The 18011-nt window shown below is 48.5% G+C and carries 11 protein-coding genes and 2 tRNA genes; 8 read left to right on the plus strand and 5 right to left on the minus strand.

All coding sequences use genetic code 11. The annotated features are described in order from the left end of the window. The coding region (locus IM462_RS00115; RefSeq protein WP_287702743.1) for a GDP-mannose 4,6-dehydratase at positions 1 to 132 on the minus strand (132 nt) is incomplete at its 3' end. Between the two features lie 287 nt (positions 133 to 419). On the opposite strand from IM462_RS00115, the gene rpsT reads away from it, so the two are divergent. From rpsT to IM462_RS00140, 5 genes are all read left to right on the plus strand, one after another. Further along, entirely contained in the window at positions 420 to 713 is a 294-nt protein-coding gene (gene rpsT / locus IM462_RS00120; RefSeq protein WP_002737368.1) for a 30S ribosomal protein S20, read from the plus strand. A 50-nt stretch (positions 714 to 763) separates the two neighbouring features. Continuing rightward, positions 764 to 1543 (plus strand): TatD family hydrolase, encoded by a 780-nt coding sequence (locus IM462_RS00125; RefSeq protein WP_287702691.1) that lies wholly within the window; start codon positions 764 to 766, stop codon positions 1541 to 1543. A 189-nt stretch (positions 1544 to 1732) separates the two neighbouring features. Continuing rightward, the gene (gene rpoB, locus IM462_RS00130; protein WP_287702693.1) at positions 1733 to 5044 is read left to right on the plus strand and encodes a DNA-directed RNA polymerase subunit beta; all 3312 of its coding nucleotides are present in this window, start codon (positions 1733 to 1735) and stop codon (positions 5042 to 5044) included. Between the two features lie 50 nt (positions 5045 to 5094). After that, positions 5095 to 5253, plus strand: a complete 159-nt coding sequence (locus tag IM462_RS00135; protein ID WP_287702695.1) for a hypothetical protein — start codon at positions 5095 to 5097, stop codon at positions 5251 to 5253. A 117-nt stretch (positions 5254 to 5370) separates the two neighbouring features. Then, the gene (locus IM462_RS00140; protein WP_287702745.1) at positions 5371 to 9402 is read left to right on the plus strand and encodes a DNA-directed RNA polymerase subunit beta'; all 4032 of its coding nucleotides are present in this window, start codon (positions 5371 to 5373) and stop codon (positions 9400 to 9402) included. A 219-nt stretch (positions 9403 to 9621) separates the two neighbouring features. Here the strand turns inward: IM462_RS00140 and IM462_RS00145 are convergent. From IM462_RS00145 to IM462_RS00155, 3 genes are all read right to left on the minus strand, one after another. Continuing rightward, a tRNA-Pro gene (locus IM462_RS00145) sits at positions 9622 to 9695 on the minus strand. A gap of 40 nt (positions 9696 to 9735) precedes the next feature. Then, positions 9736 to 10251: a GNAT family N-acetyltransferase gene (locus IM462_RS00150; RefSeq protein WP_045359889.1), complete on the minus strand. Its 516-nt coding sequence runs from the start codon at positions 10249 to 10251 to the stop codon at positions 9736 to 9738. A gap of 106 nt (positions 10252 to 10357) precedes the next feature. Then, positions 10358 to 10442, minus strand: a tRNA-Ser gene (locus tag IM462_RS00155). Positions 10443 to 11042: 600 nt separating this feature from the next. On the opposite strand from IM462_RS00155, the gene IM462_RS00160 reads away from it, so the two are divergent. The 3 genes from IM462_RS00160 (at position 11043) to IM462_RS00170 (ending at position 16868) form a co-directional block, all read left to right on the plus strand. Further along, entirely contained in the window at positions 11043 to 11828 is a 786-nt protein-coding gene (locus tag IM462_RS00160; RefSeq protein WP_287702698.1) for a peptidylprolyl isomerase, read from the plus strand. Between the two features lie 75 nt (positions 11829 to 11903). Further along, on the plus strand, positions 11904 to 14873 hold the full coding sequence (locus tag IM462_RS00165; protein ID WP_287702700.1) for a peptidase domain-containing ABC transporter: 2970 nt from the start codon (positions 11904 to 11906) through the stop codon (positions 14871 to 14873). Positions 14874 to 15098: 225 nt separating this feature from the next. Beyond that, positions 15099 to 16868 carry a beta-barrel domain-containing protein gene (locus tag IM462_RS00170; protein ID WP_287702702.1) on the plus strand — a complete coding sequence of 590 codons (1770 nt, stop codon included), beginning with the start codon at positions 15099 to 15101 and terminating at the stop codon, positions 16866 to 16868. On the opposite strand, the gene hisA is transcribed toward IM462_RS00170, so the two are convergent. Next, positions 16865 to 17626 (minus strand): 1-(5-phosphoribosyl)-5-[(5-phosphoribosylamino)methylideneamino]imidazole-4-carboxamide isomerase, encoded by a 762-nt coding sequence (gene hisA / locus IM462_RS00175; RefSeq protein ID WP_287702704.1) that lies wholly within the window; start codon positions 17624 to 17626, stop codon positions 16865 to 16867. The two genes, IM462_RS00170 and hisA, sit on opposite strands and share 4 nt — an antisense overlap. Positions 17627 to 18011: the final 385 nt, after the last annotated feature.

Consider the following 18011-nt stretch of genomic DNA (forward strand, 5'->3'; position numbering starts at 1 on the left):
ATCGGTGTTAAAAGTTGAAGTACGACGGATGATACCGTGGACTTCGTAACCTTTTTCTAATAATAATTCGCTCAGATAGGAACCATCTTGACCGGTGATGCCGGTAATTAGGGCGCGTTTAGCTTCAGTCATCAGTAATTTACCTAATCGGAAAGAATAAAGACCCTGAAAGGGTCTGACTGCTTATAGCACACTTTAGCCCCTCAGGACAAGTTTGGCCATAGTTATCGGCACAGTCACGGCAAAATCCCCTGAACGTGAATTTAGGTTTGGCAGTCCCCTTAACCCTCAATCCTTCCCCGTCTCTGGAGTTGCCCCAATCTTGTCCAGAAAACTCTTGCAACAAATAGCACAAATCTGTTATTATGGTTTGTCTGTGTCCCGATTAACCATACCAGTATTGAGAACAAGAAACGACTGTGGCTAATACAAAGTCTGCACTCAAACGAGTCCAAATCTCCGAAAGAAATCGTCTACGCAACAAAGCGTACAAGTCAGCCGTAAGAACCCTGATCAAAAAATGTCTTGTCGCTGTCTCGGCCTACGGAGCCAACCCCAGCCCAGAAGGGCTAGAAAGCGCCCAACAAGCTCTATCAGAAGCTTACAGTAAAATCGATAAAGCCGTCAAGCGCAACGTCTTGCACCGGAACAACGGTGCAAGAAAAAAAGCTGGTTTAGCCAAAGCTTTGCAAAAAGTTAGCCAAGCTTCCTAAGAAACGAGTAAGCTGTAATCAGGACAGACGCAACAAGCGATCGGGGGTCGATGCAATTAATAGATACGCACGTTCATCTGAACTTTGACGTTTTGCAAGCCGACTTGCCCGCTATCTCCGAACGTTGGCGAAGTGTGGGAGTCGTTCATCTGGTTCACTCCTGTGTCGGACCAGATGAATTTGCGACGATTAAAGCCATTGCTGATCAATTTGAGGAAATTTCCTTCGCCGTCGGTTTACATCCCCTAGATGCCCAAAAATGGCGAGATAATAGTGCCGATCAGATCGAATCCCTAGCCCGATCTGATCGGCGCGTTGTGGCGATCGGGGAAATGGGTTTAGACTTCTATAAGGCGGATAATCAAGAGCAGCAAAAACAGGTCTTTTGGACGCAATTAGAAATCGCCCATCGTCTCGATAAACCCGTGATTATCCATTGTCGAGATGCGGCCCCGGTCATGCGGGAGGAAATCAGCGCTTTTAGGCAACAAGTGGGACAAATTCGCGGCGTGATGCACTGCTGGACTGGCAACCCCGAAGAAACTCAATGGTTTTTAGATTTGGGTTTTTACATCAGCTTTAGCGGCATTGTCACCTTCAAAAACAGTAAAACCGTGCAAGCTGCCGCCCAAATTGTCCCCAGCGATCGCCTACTGATCGAAACCGATTGCCCCTTTCTCTCCCCCAATCCCCACCGCGGTAAACCCTGTGAACCCTCTTTCGTCTTCCATGTGGCCGAAACCGTCGCCCGTCTGCGCGGCTATCCGGTCGAAACCCTAGCCGAACAAACCACCCAGAACGCCCGCAACTTATTTCAACTCCCCAGTTAAAAAACATAGTTTATTAGCACAGAGCAGGGGACGGGGAAATGGGGAAATGGGGGAATTCAACTAAAACCCTAAAACCCCAACACCCTAAAACCCCAACACCCTAAAACCCCAACACCCAACCCCTAAAAACCCCGATCTCCGAGAGCAATTCCCGACCGTCGCTATCGTGTCATCAGCCCTTGTAACCCTATGAACAATCTTACCTTTAACCTCTTACCCGACCTCATCGAAATCCAACACTCCAGTTTTCGGTGGTTTTTGGAAGAAGGACTAATCGAGGAACTGAATAGCTTTTCCCCCATCAGCGACTATACAGGTAAATTAGAACTACATTTCCTCGGCCAGGACTACAGACTCAAAGAACCAAAATACAGCGTCGATGAGGCCAAACGACGCGATAGCAGCTATTCCGTTCAGATGTACGTTCCCACCCGTTTAATCAACAAAGAAACGGGAGAAAACATCGAACAGGAAGTCTTTATCGGCGATTTACCCCTGATGACCGAACGGGGAACCTTTATCATTAACGGGGCCGAACGAGTCATCGTCAATCAGATCGTCCGTTCCCCCGGCGTTTACTACAAAGCCGAAATCGACAAAAACGGTCGCCGTACCTACTCCGCTTCCCTGATTCCCAACCGAGGAGCTTGGTTAAAATTTGAAACCGACAAAAACGGCTTAGTCTGGGTCAGAATCGACAAAACTCGCAAATTATCCGCCCAAGTTCTCCTGAAAGCGATCGGATTGAGCGATAACGAAATCTTTGACTCCCTACGCCATCCCGAATTTTACCAAAAAACCCTCGACAAAGAAGGCAATCCCAGCGAAGAAGAGTCCCTCCTCGACCTGTACCGCAAACTACGCCCCGGAGAACCTCCCACCGTCACCGGCGGACAACAACTGCTCGAATCGCGCTTTTTTGACAATAAACGCTACGATCTCGGTCGCGTTGGTCGTTATAAACTCAACAAAAAACTACGCCTCAACGTCCCTGATAACCAGCGCGTTCTCACCACCACCGACATCTTAGCGGCGATCGACTACCTAATTAACCTCGAATTTGACATCGGCAACACCGACGACATCGACCACCTCGGCAACCGTCGCGTCCGTTCCGTGGGTGAACTGCTACAAAACCAAGTGCGAGTAGGTTTAAACCGCTTAGAAAGAATCATTCGGGAACGGATGACCGTCAGCGAATCCCAAAACCTCACCCCCGCTTCCCTAGTCAACCCGAAACCCCTAGTAGCGGCGATTAAAGAATTCTTTGGTTCCTCGCAACTCTCCCAGTTCATGGATCAAACCAACCCCCTAGCGGAATTGACCCATAAACGCCGCATTTCCGCCCTTGGCCCTGGCGGTCTCACCCGGGAACGGGCCGGTTTTGCCGTGCGCGACATCCACCCCTCCCACCACGGTCGCATTTGTCCGGTGGAAACCCCAGAAGGTCCCAACGCCGGTTTAATCGGGTCCCTAGCCACCTACGCCCGCGTCAACGACTACGGTTTTATTGAAACCCCCTGTTATGTGGTGGAAAATGGCCGAGTCCGCTATGATCTCCCCGTTAAATACCTCACCGCCGACGAAGAAGACGATCTCCGGGTAGCGCCGGGAGATGTGGCCACCGATGAAAATGGTTATATCCTCGGCGAAACTATCCCAGTGCGCTATCGGCAGGAATTCTCCACCACTTCCCCCGAACAAGTGGACTACGTTTGCGTTTCCCCCGTCCAAATTGTCTCGGTGGCCACTTCCCTGATTCCCTTCCTCGAACACGACGACGCTAACCGCGCCCTCATGGGTTCTAATATGCAACGACAAGCAGTTCCCCTGCTGCGTCCCGAACGTCCCCTTGTGGGAACGGGATTGGAAGCACAGGCTGCTCGCGACTCCGGCATGGTCATCGTTTCCCGTACCAATGGGGTCGTTTCCTACGTCGATGCTAACCGGATTCGCATCAAAGTGGCGGATGAAGACAAAGAGATTTTCGGCAAGAGCGAGATCGAGTACGAAATTCAAAAATATCAACGCTCTAACCAAGATACCTGCCTAAATCAGCGTCCTTTGGTCTATCAAGGGGAACAAGTTGTGCCGGGGCAGATCCTCGCCGATGGTTCCGCCACCGAAGGAGGAGAAATCGCCCTCGGCCAGAATATCCTCGTCGCCTATATGCCCTGGGAAGGCTATAACTACGAAGACGCGATTTTAATCAGTGAAAGACTGGTGGCTCAAGATGTCTATACCAGTATCCACATCGAAAAATACGAAATCGAAGCCCGTCAAACTAAACTCGGACCTGAGGAAATCACCAGGGAAATTCCTAACGTCGGTGAAGATGCCCTGCGAAACCTCGATGAACGCGGCATTATTCGCGTCGGTGCCTGGGTAGAAGCCAGCGATATCCTCGTCGGGAAAGTCACCCCGAAAGGCGAATCAGACCAACCTCCTGAAGAAAAACTACTGCGGGCAATTTTCGGCGAAAAGGCACGGGATGTACGCGATAACTCCCTGCGCGTCCCCAACGGCGAAAAAGGCCGGGTAGTAGATGTGCGGGTATTTACCCGCGAACAGGGGGATGAATTGCCCCCCGGAGCCAATATGGTGGTGCGGGTCTATGTTGCCCAAAAACGCAAAATCCAAGTGGGCGATAAAATGGCGGGTCGTCACGGCAATAAAGGGATTATTTCTCGGATTCTGCCCCTGGAAGATATGCCCTACCTCCCCGATGGTCGTCCCGTCGATATCGTTCTCAATCCCCTAGGGGTTCCCAGTCGCATGAACGTCGGTCAGGTGTTTGAATGTTTACTGGGTTGGGCTGGCGAAAATCTGGGCGTGCGCTTTAAGATTACTCCCTTTGATGAAATGTATGGGGAAGAAGCCAGCCGTTTAACCGTCCACGGATTGCTAGAAAATGCCTCGAAAAAACCTAATCGCGATTGGGTGTTCAAGGAGGAACACGCCGGCAAAGTCACCGTCTATGATGGTCGCACCGGCGAACCCTTTGACCGTCCCGTTACCGTCGGTATGGCCTATATGTTAAAACTGGTTCACCTGGTTGATGATAAAATTCACGCCCGTTCTACCGGTCCCTACTCCTTGGTTACTCAGCAACCCTTGGGCGGTAAAGCTCAACAGGGAGGCCAGCGCTTCGGAGAAATGGAAGTCTGGGCCCTGGAGGCCTACGGGGCGGCCTATACCTTGCAGGAATTGCTAACGGTGAAGTCCGATGATATGCAAGGACGGAACGAGGCTTTAAATGCGATCGTAAAAGGCAAGCCGATCCCCCGCCCAGGTACGCCAGAATCCTTTAAGGTTTTGATGCGAGAATTGCAATCCCTCGGCCTCGATATCGCCGTTCACAAGGTGGAAAATGCCCCCGATGGTACTTCCCGCGATGTGGAGGTGGATCTGATGGTCGATGTCGGCCGTCGCGCCCCCTCTCGCCCCACCTACGAATCCTTAACCACGGAAGACCTTGAGGAAGAAGAATCGGAAGTGTAATTTCAGTTATCAGTTATCAGTTATCAGTGAGAAGTCAGGAGTCAGTCCCGATGAAAAAATTTTCACCACCAGAGATGAAAGAGGTTTCTTTCCCCACACCCCACACCCGTTCGGCTGAGCTCACGGCCGAAGCCCACACCCTACACCCTCTTTCCAGTCAGGAGACAGGAGAGAATTTTCAAGGAAAAAGCCAAAAAAAAGGACAGTAAAGTAAAAATTTGCCTATTCCCCGTTCCCTATTCCCTGTTTCCTGTTCCCTTTTCTAACTGATAGCTGAATGCTGAATGCTGATAGCTAATAGCTGTTTACTTGTTACCCGGATCGAGATGTTTTATAACCAAACTGTTGACAAAGGAAAACTAAAAAAACTGATCGCTTGGGCCTATCAAAACTACGGTTCGGCGCGCTGTTCACAAATGGCCGATGAATTGAAAAACCTCGGTTTTCGTTTCGCTACCAAAGCAGGGGTTTCCATTAGTGTGGATGATTTAACCGTACCGCCGGCTAAACGACAAATGATCGAAAGTGCCGAACAGGAAATCCGGCAAACCGAACAGCGTTATGTGCGCGGGGAAATCACCGAAGTGGAACGCTTCCAAAAAGTAATTGACACTTGGAATAGTACATCTGAATCACTTAAGGATGAAGTAATTCGCAACTTCCAAGTTACCGATCCCCTCAACTCCGTCTATATGATGGCTTTCTCTGGAGCGCGGGGTAATATGAGCCAAGTGCGTCAGTTAGTGGGAATGCGGGGATTAATGGCTAATCCCCAGGGGGAAATTATCGACCTCCCGATTAAGACTAACTTCCGGGAAGGATTGACCGTTACCGAATACGTTATTTCCTCCTACGGGGCCCGCAAAGGTTTAGTTGATACAGCCCTACGGACGGCAGATTCCGGTTATCTGACCCGTCGTCTCGTCGATGTGTCCCAAGATGTCATCGTCCGCGAGGCCGATTGTGGCACCAATCGTTACATCGAATTAACCGCCATGACCGATGGCGATCGCGTGTTAATTCCCCTAAGCGATCGCCTATTAGGTCGTTCCCTGGCTGAAGATGTGGTGGTCAATGGAGAAGTGATCGCCACCCGCAACCAGATTATCGATGATGAAACGGCGGAAAAACTGGGCAAACTGGTGGATAAAATCAAAGTCCGCAGCCCCTTAACCTGTGAAGCAGCCCGCTCGGTTTGCCAAACCTGTTACGGTTGGAGTCTGGCCCACGGTCATCCGGTAGATATGGGGGAAGCAGTGGGAATTATTGCCGCCCAATCGATCGGGGAACCGGGGACTCAGTTAACCATGCGTACCTTCCACACCGGGGGCGTATTTACCGGAGAAGTAGCCCGGCAAGTGCGAAGTCCCTTCGAGGGAACCGTGCGTTTTCTGCCGGGGTTAAGTATCCGTAACGTGCGAACTCGCCACGGGGATGAACGGGATCAGGTGGAGGCCCCAGGGGAAATTAAATTAACACCCAAGGATAAAACTAAAGAAACTGTCACCTACTCTTTGACTCCTGGTTCGCTGCTATTCGTCACCGATGGGGAAACAGTAAGCGAGGAACAGTTACTAGCGGAAATTACCTCCGATAAAGTCCAAAAATCCACGGAAAAAGCCACAAAAGACGTAACCAGTGACTTAGCTGGCGAGGTGCTATTCTCCCAATTAGTCCCAGAGGAAAAAACCGATCGCCAAGGCAACACCACCCGCATCGCCCAACGGGGGGGATTACTATGGATTCTTTCCGGAGAAGTGTATAACCTGCCAACCGGGGCCGAACCCGTGGTCAGTAACGGCGATAAAGTAGAAGTGGGAGATGTTCTAGCGGAAACTAAGCTGGTATCCACTAACGGCGGTTTGGTGCGTTTAGCCCCCAATAGCCGGGAAATCGATATCGTCACCGCTTCCGTGTCTTTGGATCAGGCCGAAGTAAAAGTAGAAAGTAGTGCCGGTCGGGAACAGTTTATTATTCATACGGGAGATGGTCAAAGCTTCCTGCTGAAAACCACTCCGGGGACAAAAGTACAGAATCATGCCATTGTCGCCGAGTTAATCGATGATCGCTATCAAACCCACACCGGCGGCATGATTAAATATGTCGATATTGAAGTCGCCAAAGGCAGCCGTAAACAGGGTTATGAAATCACCAAAGGCGGCACGATCCTCTGGATTCCCGAAGAAACCCACGAAGTCAATAAAGATATCTCCCTCTTACAGGTGGAAGATGGGCAGTATGTGGAAGCAGGGGAAGAAGTGGTTAAAGACATCTTCTGTAACTCTAGCGGTGTGGTGGAAGTCATCCAGAAAAATGACATCCTCCGGGAGATCATTGTCAAACCGGGGCTGTTATTTATGGATCTCGAACCGGAATCCTCCGGAATTGCCCAAGAACAGTTAATTTACCCCGGGACACAGTTAACCCCCGAAGTCACGATCGAGGAGTTACGGCAAGCGGAATGGGTGGAAACTAACGAGGGTTTGGGTTTACTACTGCGACCAGTACAGGAGTTCACCGTACAAGACCAATCCACTTCTCCCACCCAAGGTTCCGCTAACCAAGAAGGAGGACGACATATCGAACTGCGATCGGTACAGCGCATTTTCTTTAAAGACGGGGAAAGAGTTAAATCCGTCGAGGGTTGTCAACTGATCAGCACCCAATTAGTCCTAGAAATTTCTAGCGAAGAACCAGAATCGGTCTCCCATCTGACGGCAGATATCGAGTTAGAACCGATTGAGGACAGGGATTGTCAGCGTTTACAGTTAGTCATTCTTGAATCTCTGGTGCTGCGTCGGGATAGTGATAATGATCCTTTGGGGGGTAATATTCAGACCCGCGTTCTCGTCCAAGATGGCGATGAAATTCCACCGGGGGCAGTGGTGGCCCGGACGGAGATTCAGTGCAAGGAAGTTGGAGAAATTCGCGGGATTCGCAAGGGTAGCGAAGCGGTACGCCGTCTTTTAATTGTCAGTGACCGTGACGAGTTTACTCTCCCGCTCCCCTTCGACGTAGCTCAGGGCAAGGCTGTTGCTCCCACCGTCAAAGCCGGGGATCTGGTGATCGCCGAAACCGAGATCGGTGCCGGAGTTTTAGCCCCCAATTCCGGTCAAGTGCTGGCCGTTGACCAAACCGCCACCGGCTACGAAATCCGTCTGCGTAGCGCCCGACCCTACCGAGTATCGGCCGGGGCCATTCTGCACATCGATGAGGGGGATTTAGTCCAACGGGGCGATAATTTGGTGCTGTTGGTGTTTGAGCGCTCAAAAACCGGGGATATCATTCAAGGTTTACCGAGAATCGAAGAACTGCTCGAAGCGCGTAAACCGAAAGAGGCCTGTGTCTTAGCACGCAAACCGGGAGTTTGTCAAGTGGAGTACCAAGATTCTGAGATTGTCGATATTAAGGTGGTCGAGGATGACGGCACGATCAGTGAATATCCGCTTTTAGGCAGTCAAAACCCCCTGGTGAGCGATAATCAGCGTATTGATGTGGGTCAGGCGTTAACCGATGGTCAGGCTAATCCCCACGAGATTTTAGAGGTGTTCTTTAATTATTATGTGGATAGCCTGGGCAGTTACGAAGCGGCCCTGAAAGCCTTGGAAAAAACCCAGATGTTCCTCGTTGATCAGGTACAGTCGGTTTACCAATCCCAAGGGATCGATATTGCCGATAAACACATCGAAGTGATCGTGCGTCAGATGACCTCTAAGGTGCGGATCGATGACGGTGGCGACACCAGTATGTTGCCCGGGGAATTGTTGGAACTGCGACAGGTGGAGACGGTAAATGAAGCCATGTCGATCACCGGTGGGGCGGCGGCTAAATATACGCCCGTACTACTGGGGATCACCAAAGCTTCCCTGAATACCGATAGCTTTATCAGTGCCGCCTCCTTCCAAGAAACCACCCGCGTCCTCACCGAAGCAGCGATCGAAGGCAAGTCCGACTGGTTACGCGGTCTCAAGGAAAACGTGATTATCGGTCGTCTGATTCCGGCGGGTACTGGCTTCAATGCCCACGAAAACATGGCGGGGATCAGCGATTACACCCCCCCAGAGGAGGAATATAACTACAACAACAATCGTGGTTATTACGCTGCCCCCGGCGGTATCGGTTTCCCCCCTCGTCCCGGTTTCGGCGATAGTAGTGACGATAGCGATATGATTCTTGACGATCAGACCGCTCGCGCCTACGCTGAGGGTGATGTGGTCGATTTAGAGGATGATGAGATGGCTTTCCTATCTTCCCGCGGCAGCAGTCGCTTTAGTCGCCAACCCATCAGCGACAGCTGGTCAGAAGTCGATGAGGAAGGGGGAGAGGACGATTTCGAGGAGGATTACGAAGAAGAATAATCGTCTGTGGAGATATTACAAGGAGCAGTGGGAGACACGGGGAGGCAAGGGCAATTTTTCTAGAGAAAAACCCTTGTTATCCCCCAAAAATCTCCTGCTTCTCTCCCCAAACTCCCTAATTTTCTGGCTAACTCACCTCCGTTTGGCAATAAAAGAAGGCAGCCTTTTTTGTCAACCGGAAAGGAGACAAAGTTAAGATTTTAAGAATTTTTTCTCAAGTCGGGATGACAGGATTTGAACCTGCGGCATCCTGCTCCCAAAGCAGGCGCGCTACCAAGCTGCGCTACATCCCGAAATAAACTCCTTTTTTAGTATAGCCTAAGAGCCGCATTATTAATCGGGATACCAAAACATCCCTTTGATACCTTCGGGATCGAGAACAAAACCGAGACGACGATAGAAATCCACCACCTGCGGATCGGCGAAAAGAGTTATATTACTGATATCCTCACCCCGCAACTTCCTAATCATAAATTTCATTAATGCTTTACCAAAGCCTTTACTTTGATAGTGAGGATGAACAACCACATCCCAGACTGTAGCATTAAAAGCGTGATCGGAAGTGGCACGAGCAAAACCCACTAAACGACGGCGATTACCTCGCACTTCCCACATCGACACCACTAAAAAACTACATTCGATCGCCTTTTTAACTTTCCGTAAAGGACGACGAGCCCAACCCACCGAGTCACAAAGTTCTTCTAACTCATATAGATCTAGCTCTCGATCGGTACTAAAAAACACTCGCGTCTGTCCGAGGTCATTCTGGGCAACCTCTACCAAGTCTCCCGAATAGTCAGGTGGTGCAGTGACTTCCGAGCTATTAAACAATCTTTTCCAAAAAACCATGCCGGGGGGCTACTGCCTCAATATTATCCTTTTAGCCTAGTATATTTTATTTTCCCCTCTCTACGAACAATCGGGCAACCGGAGTCCGAATTTGATTGGTTGAGTACGGAGAGGGTGGGATTTGAACCCACGAACCATTGCTGGTTACTCGATTTCAAGTCGAGCGCGATCAACCACTCTGCCACCTCTCCAAGGCAGCCATACCTAATATCTTATCATTAGAACTCTTGCATAAATCAAAAAATTTTCCGCAAATGCAGGTAAAAGGGTTGCATATTATAGAATATAGGGTTAAGGGTTAAAATTTCCCCTTTCCCCCTTCCCCAATTTCTGCAAGAAGTCTATTCTAGTCAATTAGAGGCACAATTAGGGTTGGCTGAAACAGTCTTTCCTGGCGGCAGGGTGTGGGGGTTTACCGATTTTCAGGGAAAAAGTACCTGAATTTCCCCCCCCCTGATCACTCCTAGGCCTGGCACTTTTGGAGCTCAAAAAAGTCTAAAAGTCTTAGCCAACAAGGTTTTTAGATTTATTCAGCCAGCCCTAATTAGGGGTTTCTGAGCAGCATTTTGGGCAGGCCGATCGGCCGAACCAATTCCCCTCACCATCCCCGCCAAGATGACCGACTTATTTGTTTAATTTCTGTAATTTTCGGCTTTCACGGGGGAAAACTCAAATTAGAATAGGGGGGAGTTCCTTGAAATTGCTGTTTTGACGTATAATCACCTCAATAAAATTTAGAAGCTCCTAGAGTTGATAGTTTTAAACATTTCTGTGAGGAAAATGTATTTATTATGAGTTCAATTATTGAAATCGGCGACCAAAAAATTAGCGAGTCAGAGGTATTGCCTCTTTTGGCAAAATATGGTATGTTACCCCAGTTATTCCGGGAAGTAATTATCGAGCAAGCGATCGCCAATATCGGATGCAATCCCGAAGAAAGAAACGCCGCCTATTCCCGTTTCTATCAAAATAATCAAATTGCCAACGATGAACAAATGAAATCTTGGTTACAACAAAACGGGATGGATTCCGAACAACTAGAATATCTAATTCTTCGGGACATTAAATTGGAAAAATTTAAACAGGAGACTTGGGATAACAAAGTAGAATCCTACTTCTTGCAAGTTAAAAATCAATTGGATAAGGTGGTTTATTCGCTGATTCGGACAAAAAATCTTGGCATTGCCCAAGAACTATTTTTCCGGATACGGGATCGAGAAAATAGCTTCGCTGAACTAGCCAAAAAATATTCCCAAGGAGCAGAAGCGGAAACCGGAGGACTGCTTGGACCCGTGGAACTGAGCACTCCTCATCCCCAGATCGGGCAAATTCTCAAAGCAAGTAAACCGGGGCAAGTGTGGCCACCGACGCAAGTGGGAGAATGGGTCGTGATTGTGCGGCTGGAAAAATACTTATCCTGTGAACTCGATCCTCCCACCCGTCAACGCTTACGCAATGATTTATTCCAACAATGGTTAATGACTCAAATGCAAACAGTAAAATTTATCTCCGAATCAACCCTTCGACAAAGCTCAGGGCAAGCCCCAGTTAATAGCGAGCAGTTATCGGTTATATAGCATTCCTTGGAAAACTGGGTTTACCCGGTCTTTTCGCCTACTTATTTGCCAACTTAGTTAATTTTCGCCTAGCTAATGAGTTATACCACCTTAAATTTTACCGCCTTTCTGGAGACTGTACAGCCCTTTGATCGCCTGCCCGTCGAGGTTAGACGTTCCCTCGGTCAGAAATTACAACCCTTTCGCTATGAGATGGGCAATGCCATACTCAAGTGCGATCGCTTACCCTCCCACCTCGTCCTTCTCTACGAGGGAGAGGCCAGACTTTTGGGTTACGATGCTAGGGTTAACAATCCGCTGCCGGTTACTTTGGCTAAATTGCAGCCGGGGGATTTATTCGGGTGGATGAGTCTTCTGCGCGGTAGCCCCTGTGAAACGGTGATCGCTTCTTCGGAAGTCACTGTCTGTTTAACCTTAAAAGAAGAGGATTTTTGGTCTTTAATCAATAATTATCCCGAATTTAAGCAATATTTCTTTCAACAAACCTCGATCGCTGAAGTTTATGCGACCCTAGGCTCCTATCTCAATCAACAGGCCTGGGGTGGGGGAGACCTGAAAGAAATTGCACAGGCTCTTTTAAACAAAGCTTGTGTGTCCTACGACCAAATTAACGATGATTATCTCTGGTTAGTCAGCGAAAATAGCGATAATTATCCTATCGGCACAGTTATCACCCAAAATAATCCGACTAGCACGCGCTTATTAGGTCTTTCCTCCGACCAGTTAGACAAGTTCTTGACAGTTGAAACCGAAGCGGCTGCGGAAACAGAAACGGATGATATCTGGGAAACCCAAGTCATTAAGGGAAATAAACCCACCCAGGTATTAGATATCCCCCAAGGAAGAATAAGCGACATCACCAGCGATATCGACGTTGAAAAAACTGTCGAGAAAAACCGGAAATCCTATCCCTTTTTCAGGGGAAAAACGGAACTAGAGGCGGTGAGTGCCTGTTTTCAGATGCTCTGCAAATATTTTAATATCCCCTTTCGCAAGGACGTGATCCAACGCATTCTAGGGGATCAACTGCAAAGAACCGGCAGCCTTTCCCTACCTCTGTGTGGGGCTGTGGCTGAGTTAGTGGGACTCGATAGCCAATTAGTACCCCTAAATGCTTCTTCCTTGCCCAATATCAACCCTCCTGCCCTAATTCGCTGGCAAGACACCATCGTTATCCTCTACGAAATTAATCAACGGGAAACCACGATCGCTGTTCCCGAACGGGGGATAATTAAACGCAAAACCAGCGAATTTCTGGAATCTTGGGACGAAAAAGGGCAAGTAATTCTGCTCAAACCCACCAAACACACCCAGCAACAGCGTTTTGGTTTATCATGGTTTTGGCCCTCTGTCAAGAAACATAAACGAGTCTTAATAGAAGTTTTTATCGCTTCTTTCTTCGTGCAGTTATTTGCCCTGGCCAATCCCTTGATGATTCAGGTGATCATCGATAAAGTGATCGTGCAGAATAGCCCGGAAACCTTGAACACCCTCGGGGTTTTCCTCTTAGTCATTGCCGTTTTTGAGGGAATTTTAACCTTTTTGAGGACATCCCTTTTTGTCGATACCACTAACCGCATCGACATGACCCTCGGTTCAGAAATTATCGATCACTTGCTGCGTTTACCCCTGAAATACTTTGAACGGCGGCCAGTGGGGGAAATTTCGACAAGAATCAACGAATTAGAGAATATTCGGCAGTTTTTAACAGGTACAGCCCTAACGGTGGTGTTAGATGCCATTTTCTCGGTTATCTACATCGTGGTTATGTTGATCTATAGCCCGATTCTAACCGTTTGGGCCCTGGGAGTCGTGCCGATTTTAGTTCTCTGCACAGCTATTTTCGCACCGATCGTGCGGCGACAACTGCGAGCAAAAGCGGAACGAAACGCCGAAACCCAATCCTATCTAGTGGAGGTAATGACGGGAATCCAAACAGTAAAAGCACAGAATATCGAATTGCGTTCCCGTTGGCAGTGGCAAGAACGTTATGCTCGCTATGTGGCCGAAGGTTTTCAAACGGTAATGACCTCAACTTTGGCCGGTTCCTTTAGTCACTTCTTTAACCAATTATCGGGTTTATTAGTGCTATGGGTGGGAGCGGCCTTAGTTTTAGACGGAAAACTCACCCTTGGTCAATTAATCGCCTTCCGGATTATCTCTTCCTACGTTACCTCGCCGATTCTGCGTTTGACCCAACTCTGGCAAAACTTCCAAGAAACCGGCTTATCCCTGGAAAGATTGGCTGATATCGTCGATACTCCCCAAGAAGCGGAACTTGATCGCCAAAATATCCCCATGCCCTTAATTAAAGGCACTGTCACCTACGAAAACCTCGCTTTCCGCTTCAATCCCCACGGCGCCCTGCAACTATACAACATCAATTTAGAATTCCCCGCTGGCACTTTTGTCGCTTTGGTGGGAGAAAGTGGCGCTGGGAAAAGTACCATCACTAAACTATTGGCCCGTCTCTACGAACCAGAATCGGGACGGATTCTCATCGATGGCTATGATATCAACAAAGTGGAACTCTATTCCCTGCGTCGTCAAATCGGCATGGTTCCCCAAGAAACCCTATTATTTGACGGTACGGTACAGGAAAATATCGCCCTGACTAACCCCGATGCGACTGTGGAGGAAATTGTCTCGGCAGCAAAAACGGCGGCGGCCCACGAATTTATTATGACCCTGCCCAATGGCTATAATACCCGCGTCGGTGAACGGGGGGCATCCCTATCGGGGGGACAACGACAACGGGTTGCGATCGCTCGTTCCGTCCTGCAAAGACCGCAAATTCTCATTCTTGATGAGGCCACCAGCGCCCTCGACTATAATACCGAACGGCAAGTGTTTCTGAATCTCAAGGAAGTTTTCAAGGATCACACGGTCTTTTTTATTACCCATCGTTTAGCTTCGATTAAATCCGCCGATATTATTGTCATGATGGATAAAGGGACAGTAGCGGAGGAAGGCACCCACGAGGAGTTAATGGCGAAAAAAGGCCTTTACTATACCCTCTATAAACAACAGGATTCGCAAATCTAGTCAGTCGGGAGACAGGGATTAGGGGATAGGGGATAGGGAAATGGGGAAATGGGGAAATGGGGAAGTTTCAACTAATACCCCAAAACCCCAACACCCCACACCCGTTCGGACTTCGGCGTGAGCTCAGTCGAACGCTGAGCTCACGGCCGAAGCCCACACCCTACACCCCACACCCTACACCCACGAAAAACTTTTTCAGCAAACCCTAAATATAGGAGAATCCCCATGAACGGTAATTCTAACAACGGTCAAAAGGGCAACGGCAACGCTAAAAGCGATGAACTGACCCAAGCGGGTAAAAACGTGGCTACTACCACGAAAAATAAAAGTATTACCCCTTCTTTACCCACTTTCAGCCCACCGGAACAATCGGTGATCCTGAAACAATCACCCATTTGGTCGCGGACAATTATCTGGACATTAATGAGTGTCACCACTGCCGCTTTAATTTGGTCAGCGCTCGCCAAAATCGAGCAGGTGGTCGGCGCTCAAGGACAACTTAAACCCCAGGGCAAAGTGCAAGAAGTACAAGCACCGGTGAATGGGGTAGTACAGGAAGTTAAAGTTAAAGACGGCGATCGAGTTAACAAAGGTGATGTACTGGTTTTAATGGATTCCAGTGCCTCGCAAGTGCAGTTAGAATCCTTGAGAAAAATTCGCACCAGTGCTGAGAAGGAAAATCAATTCTATCGTCTCTTAATGGCGCAGGATCTGACACCGGCAGCAGTGGAAAGTTCGATCGCTCAATTAAAATTACCGAGTGAAATCGCCGATTTAGCCCGTAATCGTGCCGCTTTGGTGACAGAAAATCAACTTTATCAAGCACAGGTTAGTGAAGGTGCTTCTAGCTCTGCTTTACAAGGGGATGAATTAGCTCGTTTAGGGGCTGCTCGACGGGAGGCCAATTCTCGACAAGCGGCCGCTAGATTGGAAATGGAACAACTAGAAAAACAATTGGCCCAAACTAGGGTACAGTTGGCCGATGCCCGCTCGCAATTAATCAATGATCGCTTCGTCTTAGAAGAAATTAAGACTCGTAATGCCAATTCGATGAAACAGGGCCAAGAAAGCTTGGATATCGAGCGTAATATTCTTAAGGATATTGAACCCTTGGGGGATGAAGGAGCGATCGCCCGTTATCAGATTAACAAGCAAAAACAGTCGGTCACTGACCGTCAAAATGAATTGCAGCAGCAAGAAGCTAACGGCAAAATCGATCGAGAAAAACAAGAGAAAGAAGTACAAACCCGCATCGCCGAAATTTCCCGTTTGGAACAGGAAGAAAAGCGTTATTTCCTGTTGATCTCCCAAGCGCGAGAAAAGCTGATTAATACCACAGTAATCACGGAAAAAGATGTGCGCGATAAAATGGCGGACAATCACAAACGGATCGCTGAAATCGATAGTCAAATCAGTCGCATTATCATTGATAACAACAAGCGCATTGCCGAACTAGACAGTCAAATTAGTCAAGCACAACAGACCATTAAATATCAAAAAATTACCGCCCCCATCGATGGTGTGGTCTTTGATCTCAAGGCCCGGCCCGGGTTTGTTCCCCAACCGAGTCAAGCGGAAGCATTATTAAAACTTGTTCCCGATGGCTGTCCCACCGAGGTGAAAGATGCCGCTAAAGGTTGTTTAGTGGCAGAGGTGGACGTGACTAACCAAGACATCGGTTTTGTGCGCGTGGGACAAAAAGCCGATATTCGCATTGATTCCTTTTCCTACAGTGAATACGGCGATATTAAGGGAGAAGTAATCTCGATCGGTTCCGATGCTTTACCTCCCGACGAAAATCACCGTTTTTATCGGTTCCCCGTCCGGGTACGCTTGAACAGTCAAGAGTTAGTTTTGAAAAATCAATCCACTCTACCGCTGCAATCGGGGATGTCCGTGAGTGTCAACATCAAAGTCAATGAAAATCGCACCGTTTTGGGACTATTTACCGATATGTTCAATAAACAGGTGGATACTCTCAAACAAGTCCGTTAAGCGAAAAAATTCGGGGGTACATCCTGCCAACGGCCTGAACCGATCGCGCTAATCGCTTCCGAGAGGTTAACTGCACCGGTATAAAGAGCGCGGCCCACGATTACTCCCGTTACTCCTAAAGGTTCCAAAGACAATAAACTCAGTAAGTCCGTCAGGGAACTAATGCCCCCAGAGGCGATCACGGGAATCTCGACAGATTCGGCTAATTCTCGCAAAGCGGCGAGATTAGGGCCAGAAAGCGTGCCATCTCGATGAATATCAGTGTAGATAATCGTGCTGGCTCCTCTTTTTGCCATATCTTGACCAAGAGCGATCGCCTCTACCTCGGAAGTTTCTAACCAACCCCGCGTGGCTACTTTGCCATCGCGAGCATCAATACCGACAATTATTTGCCCCGGAAAGCTTTGACAAAGTTCGCTGACTAATTCCGGCTTTTCTACGGCTACTGTCCCTAAAATCGCCTTTTCTACCCCGATTTTTAGGAGATTACTCACCGTTTCTAGATCCCGCAGTCCACCCCCCACCTGTACGGGAATGGCAATATCATTAAGAATTGTTTCAATAGTTGACAAATTAACCGATTTACCCTCTTTGGCTCCATCCAAATCAACTAAATGTAATCTGGTTGCCCCGTGATTGACCCATTCTCGCGCCACTATTGCGGGATTATCGTTAAAAACCTGCGATTGTTGGTAATCTCCCTGATAAAGTCGCACACATTTGCCATCGAGAATATCAATAGCGGGGATAACTTCCATGTTTTTCTCAATATCTAACTAAGGAGCGTTTTTCATTATATAGTACCAGCCGTCAGCCTTGAATCAGTTATCAGTGATCGGTGATCAGTTTTGAGTCTGACAGGGGAACAAACCCTCTCAAAGCATTGTCCGTAAAGGTTTTGAGGCTCTTCAGTTACAAACAGATACATCGCTTTCAGCCAAAAAGCTAACGAGAGAATCAGGGATTTGGGCGAACTTACTAGAAATCTTTATCAACAACTGGGGGTGAGCTGCATCGAACTTTTTCGCTCGAACACCCCAAAAAGCTTGTGCTGTAAGGACTTCAGCCAGCTTGTCCCCCTGTCAGGTTTTGAGTATTCAGTGAGCAGTATGTATTAAGTGTGCATCATCAAATGGCAGTAAC

This window comes from Microcystis sp. M144S2, assembly GCF_020246065.1.
Taxonomy (GTDB): domain Bacteria; phylum Cyanobacteriota; class Cyanobacteriia; order Cyanobacteriales; family Microcystaceae; genus Microcystis; species Microcystis ichthyoblabe_A.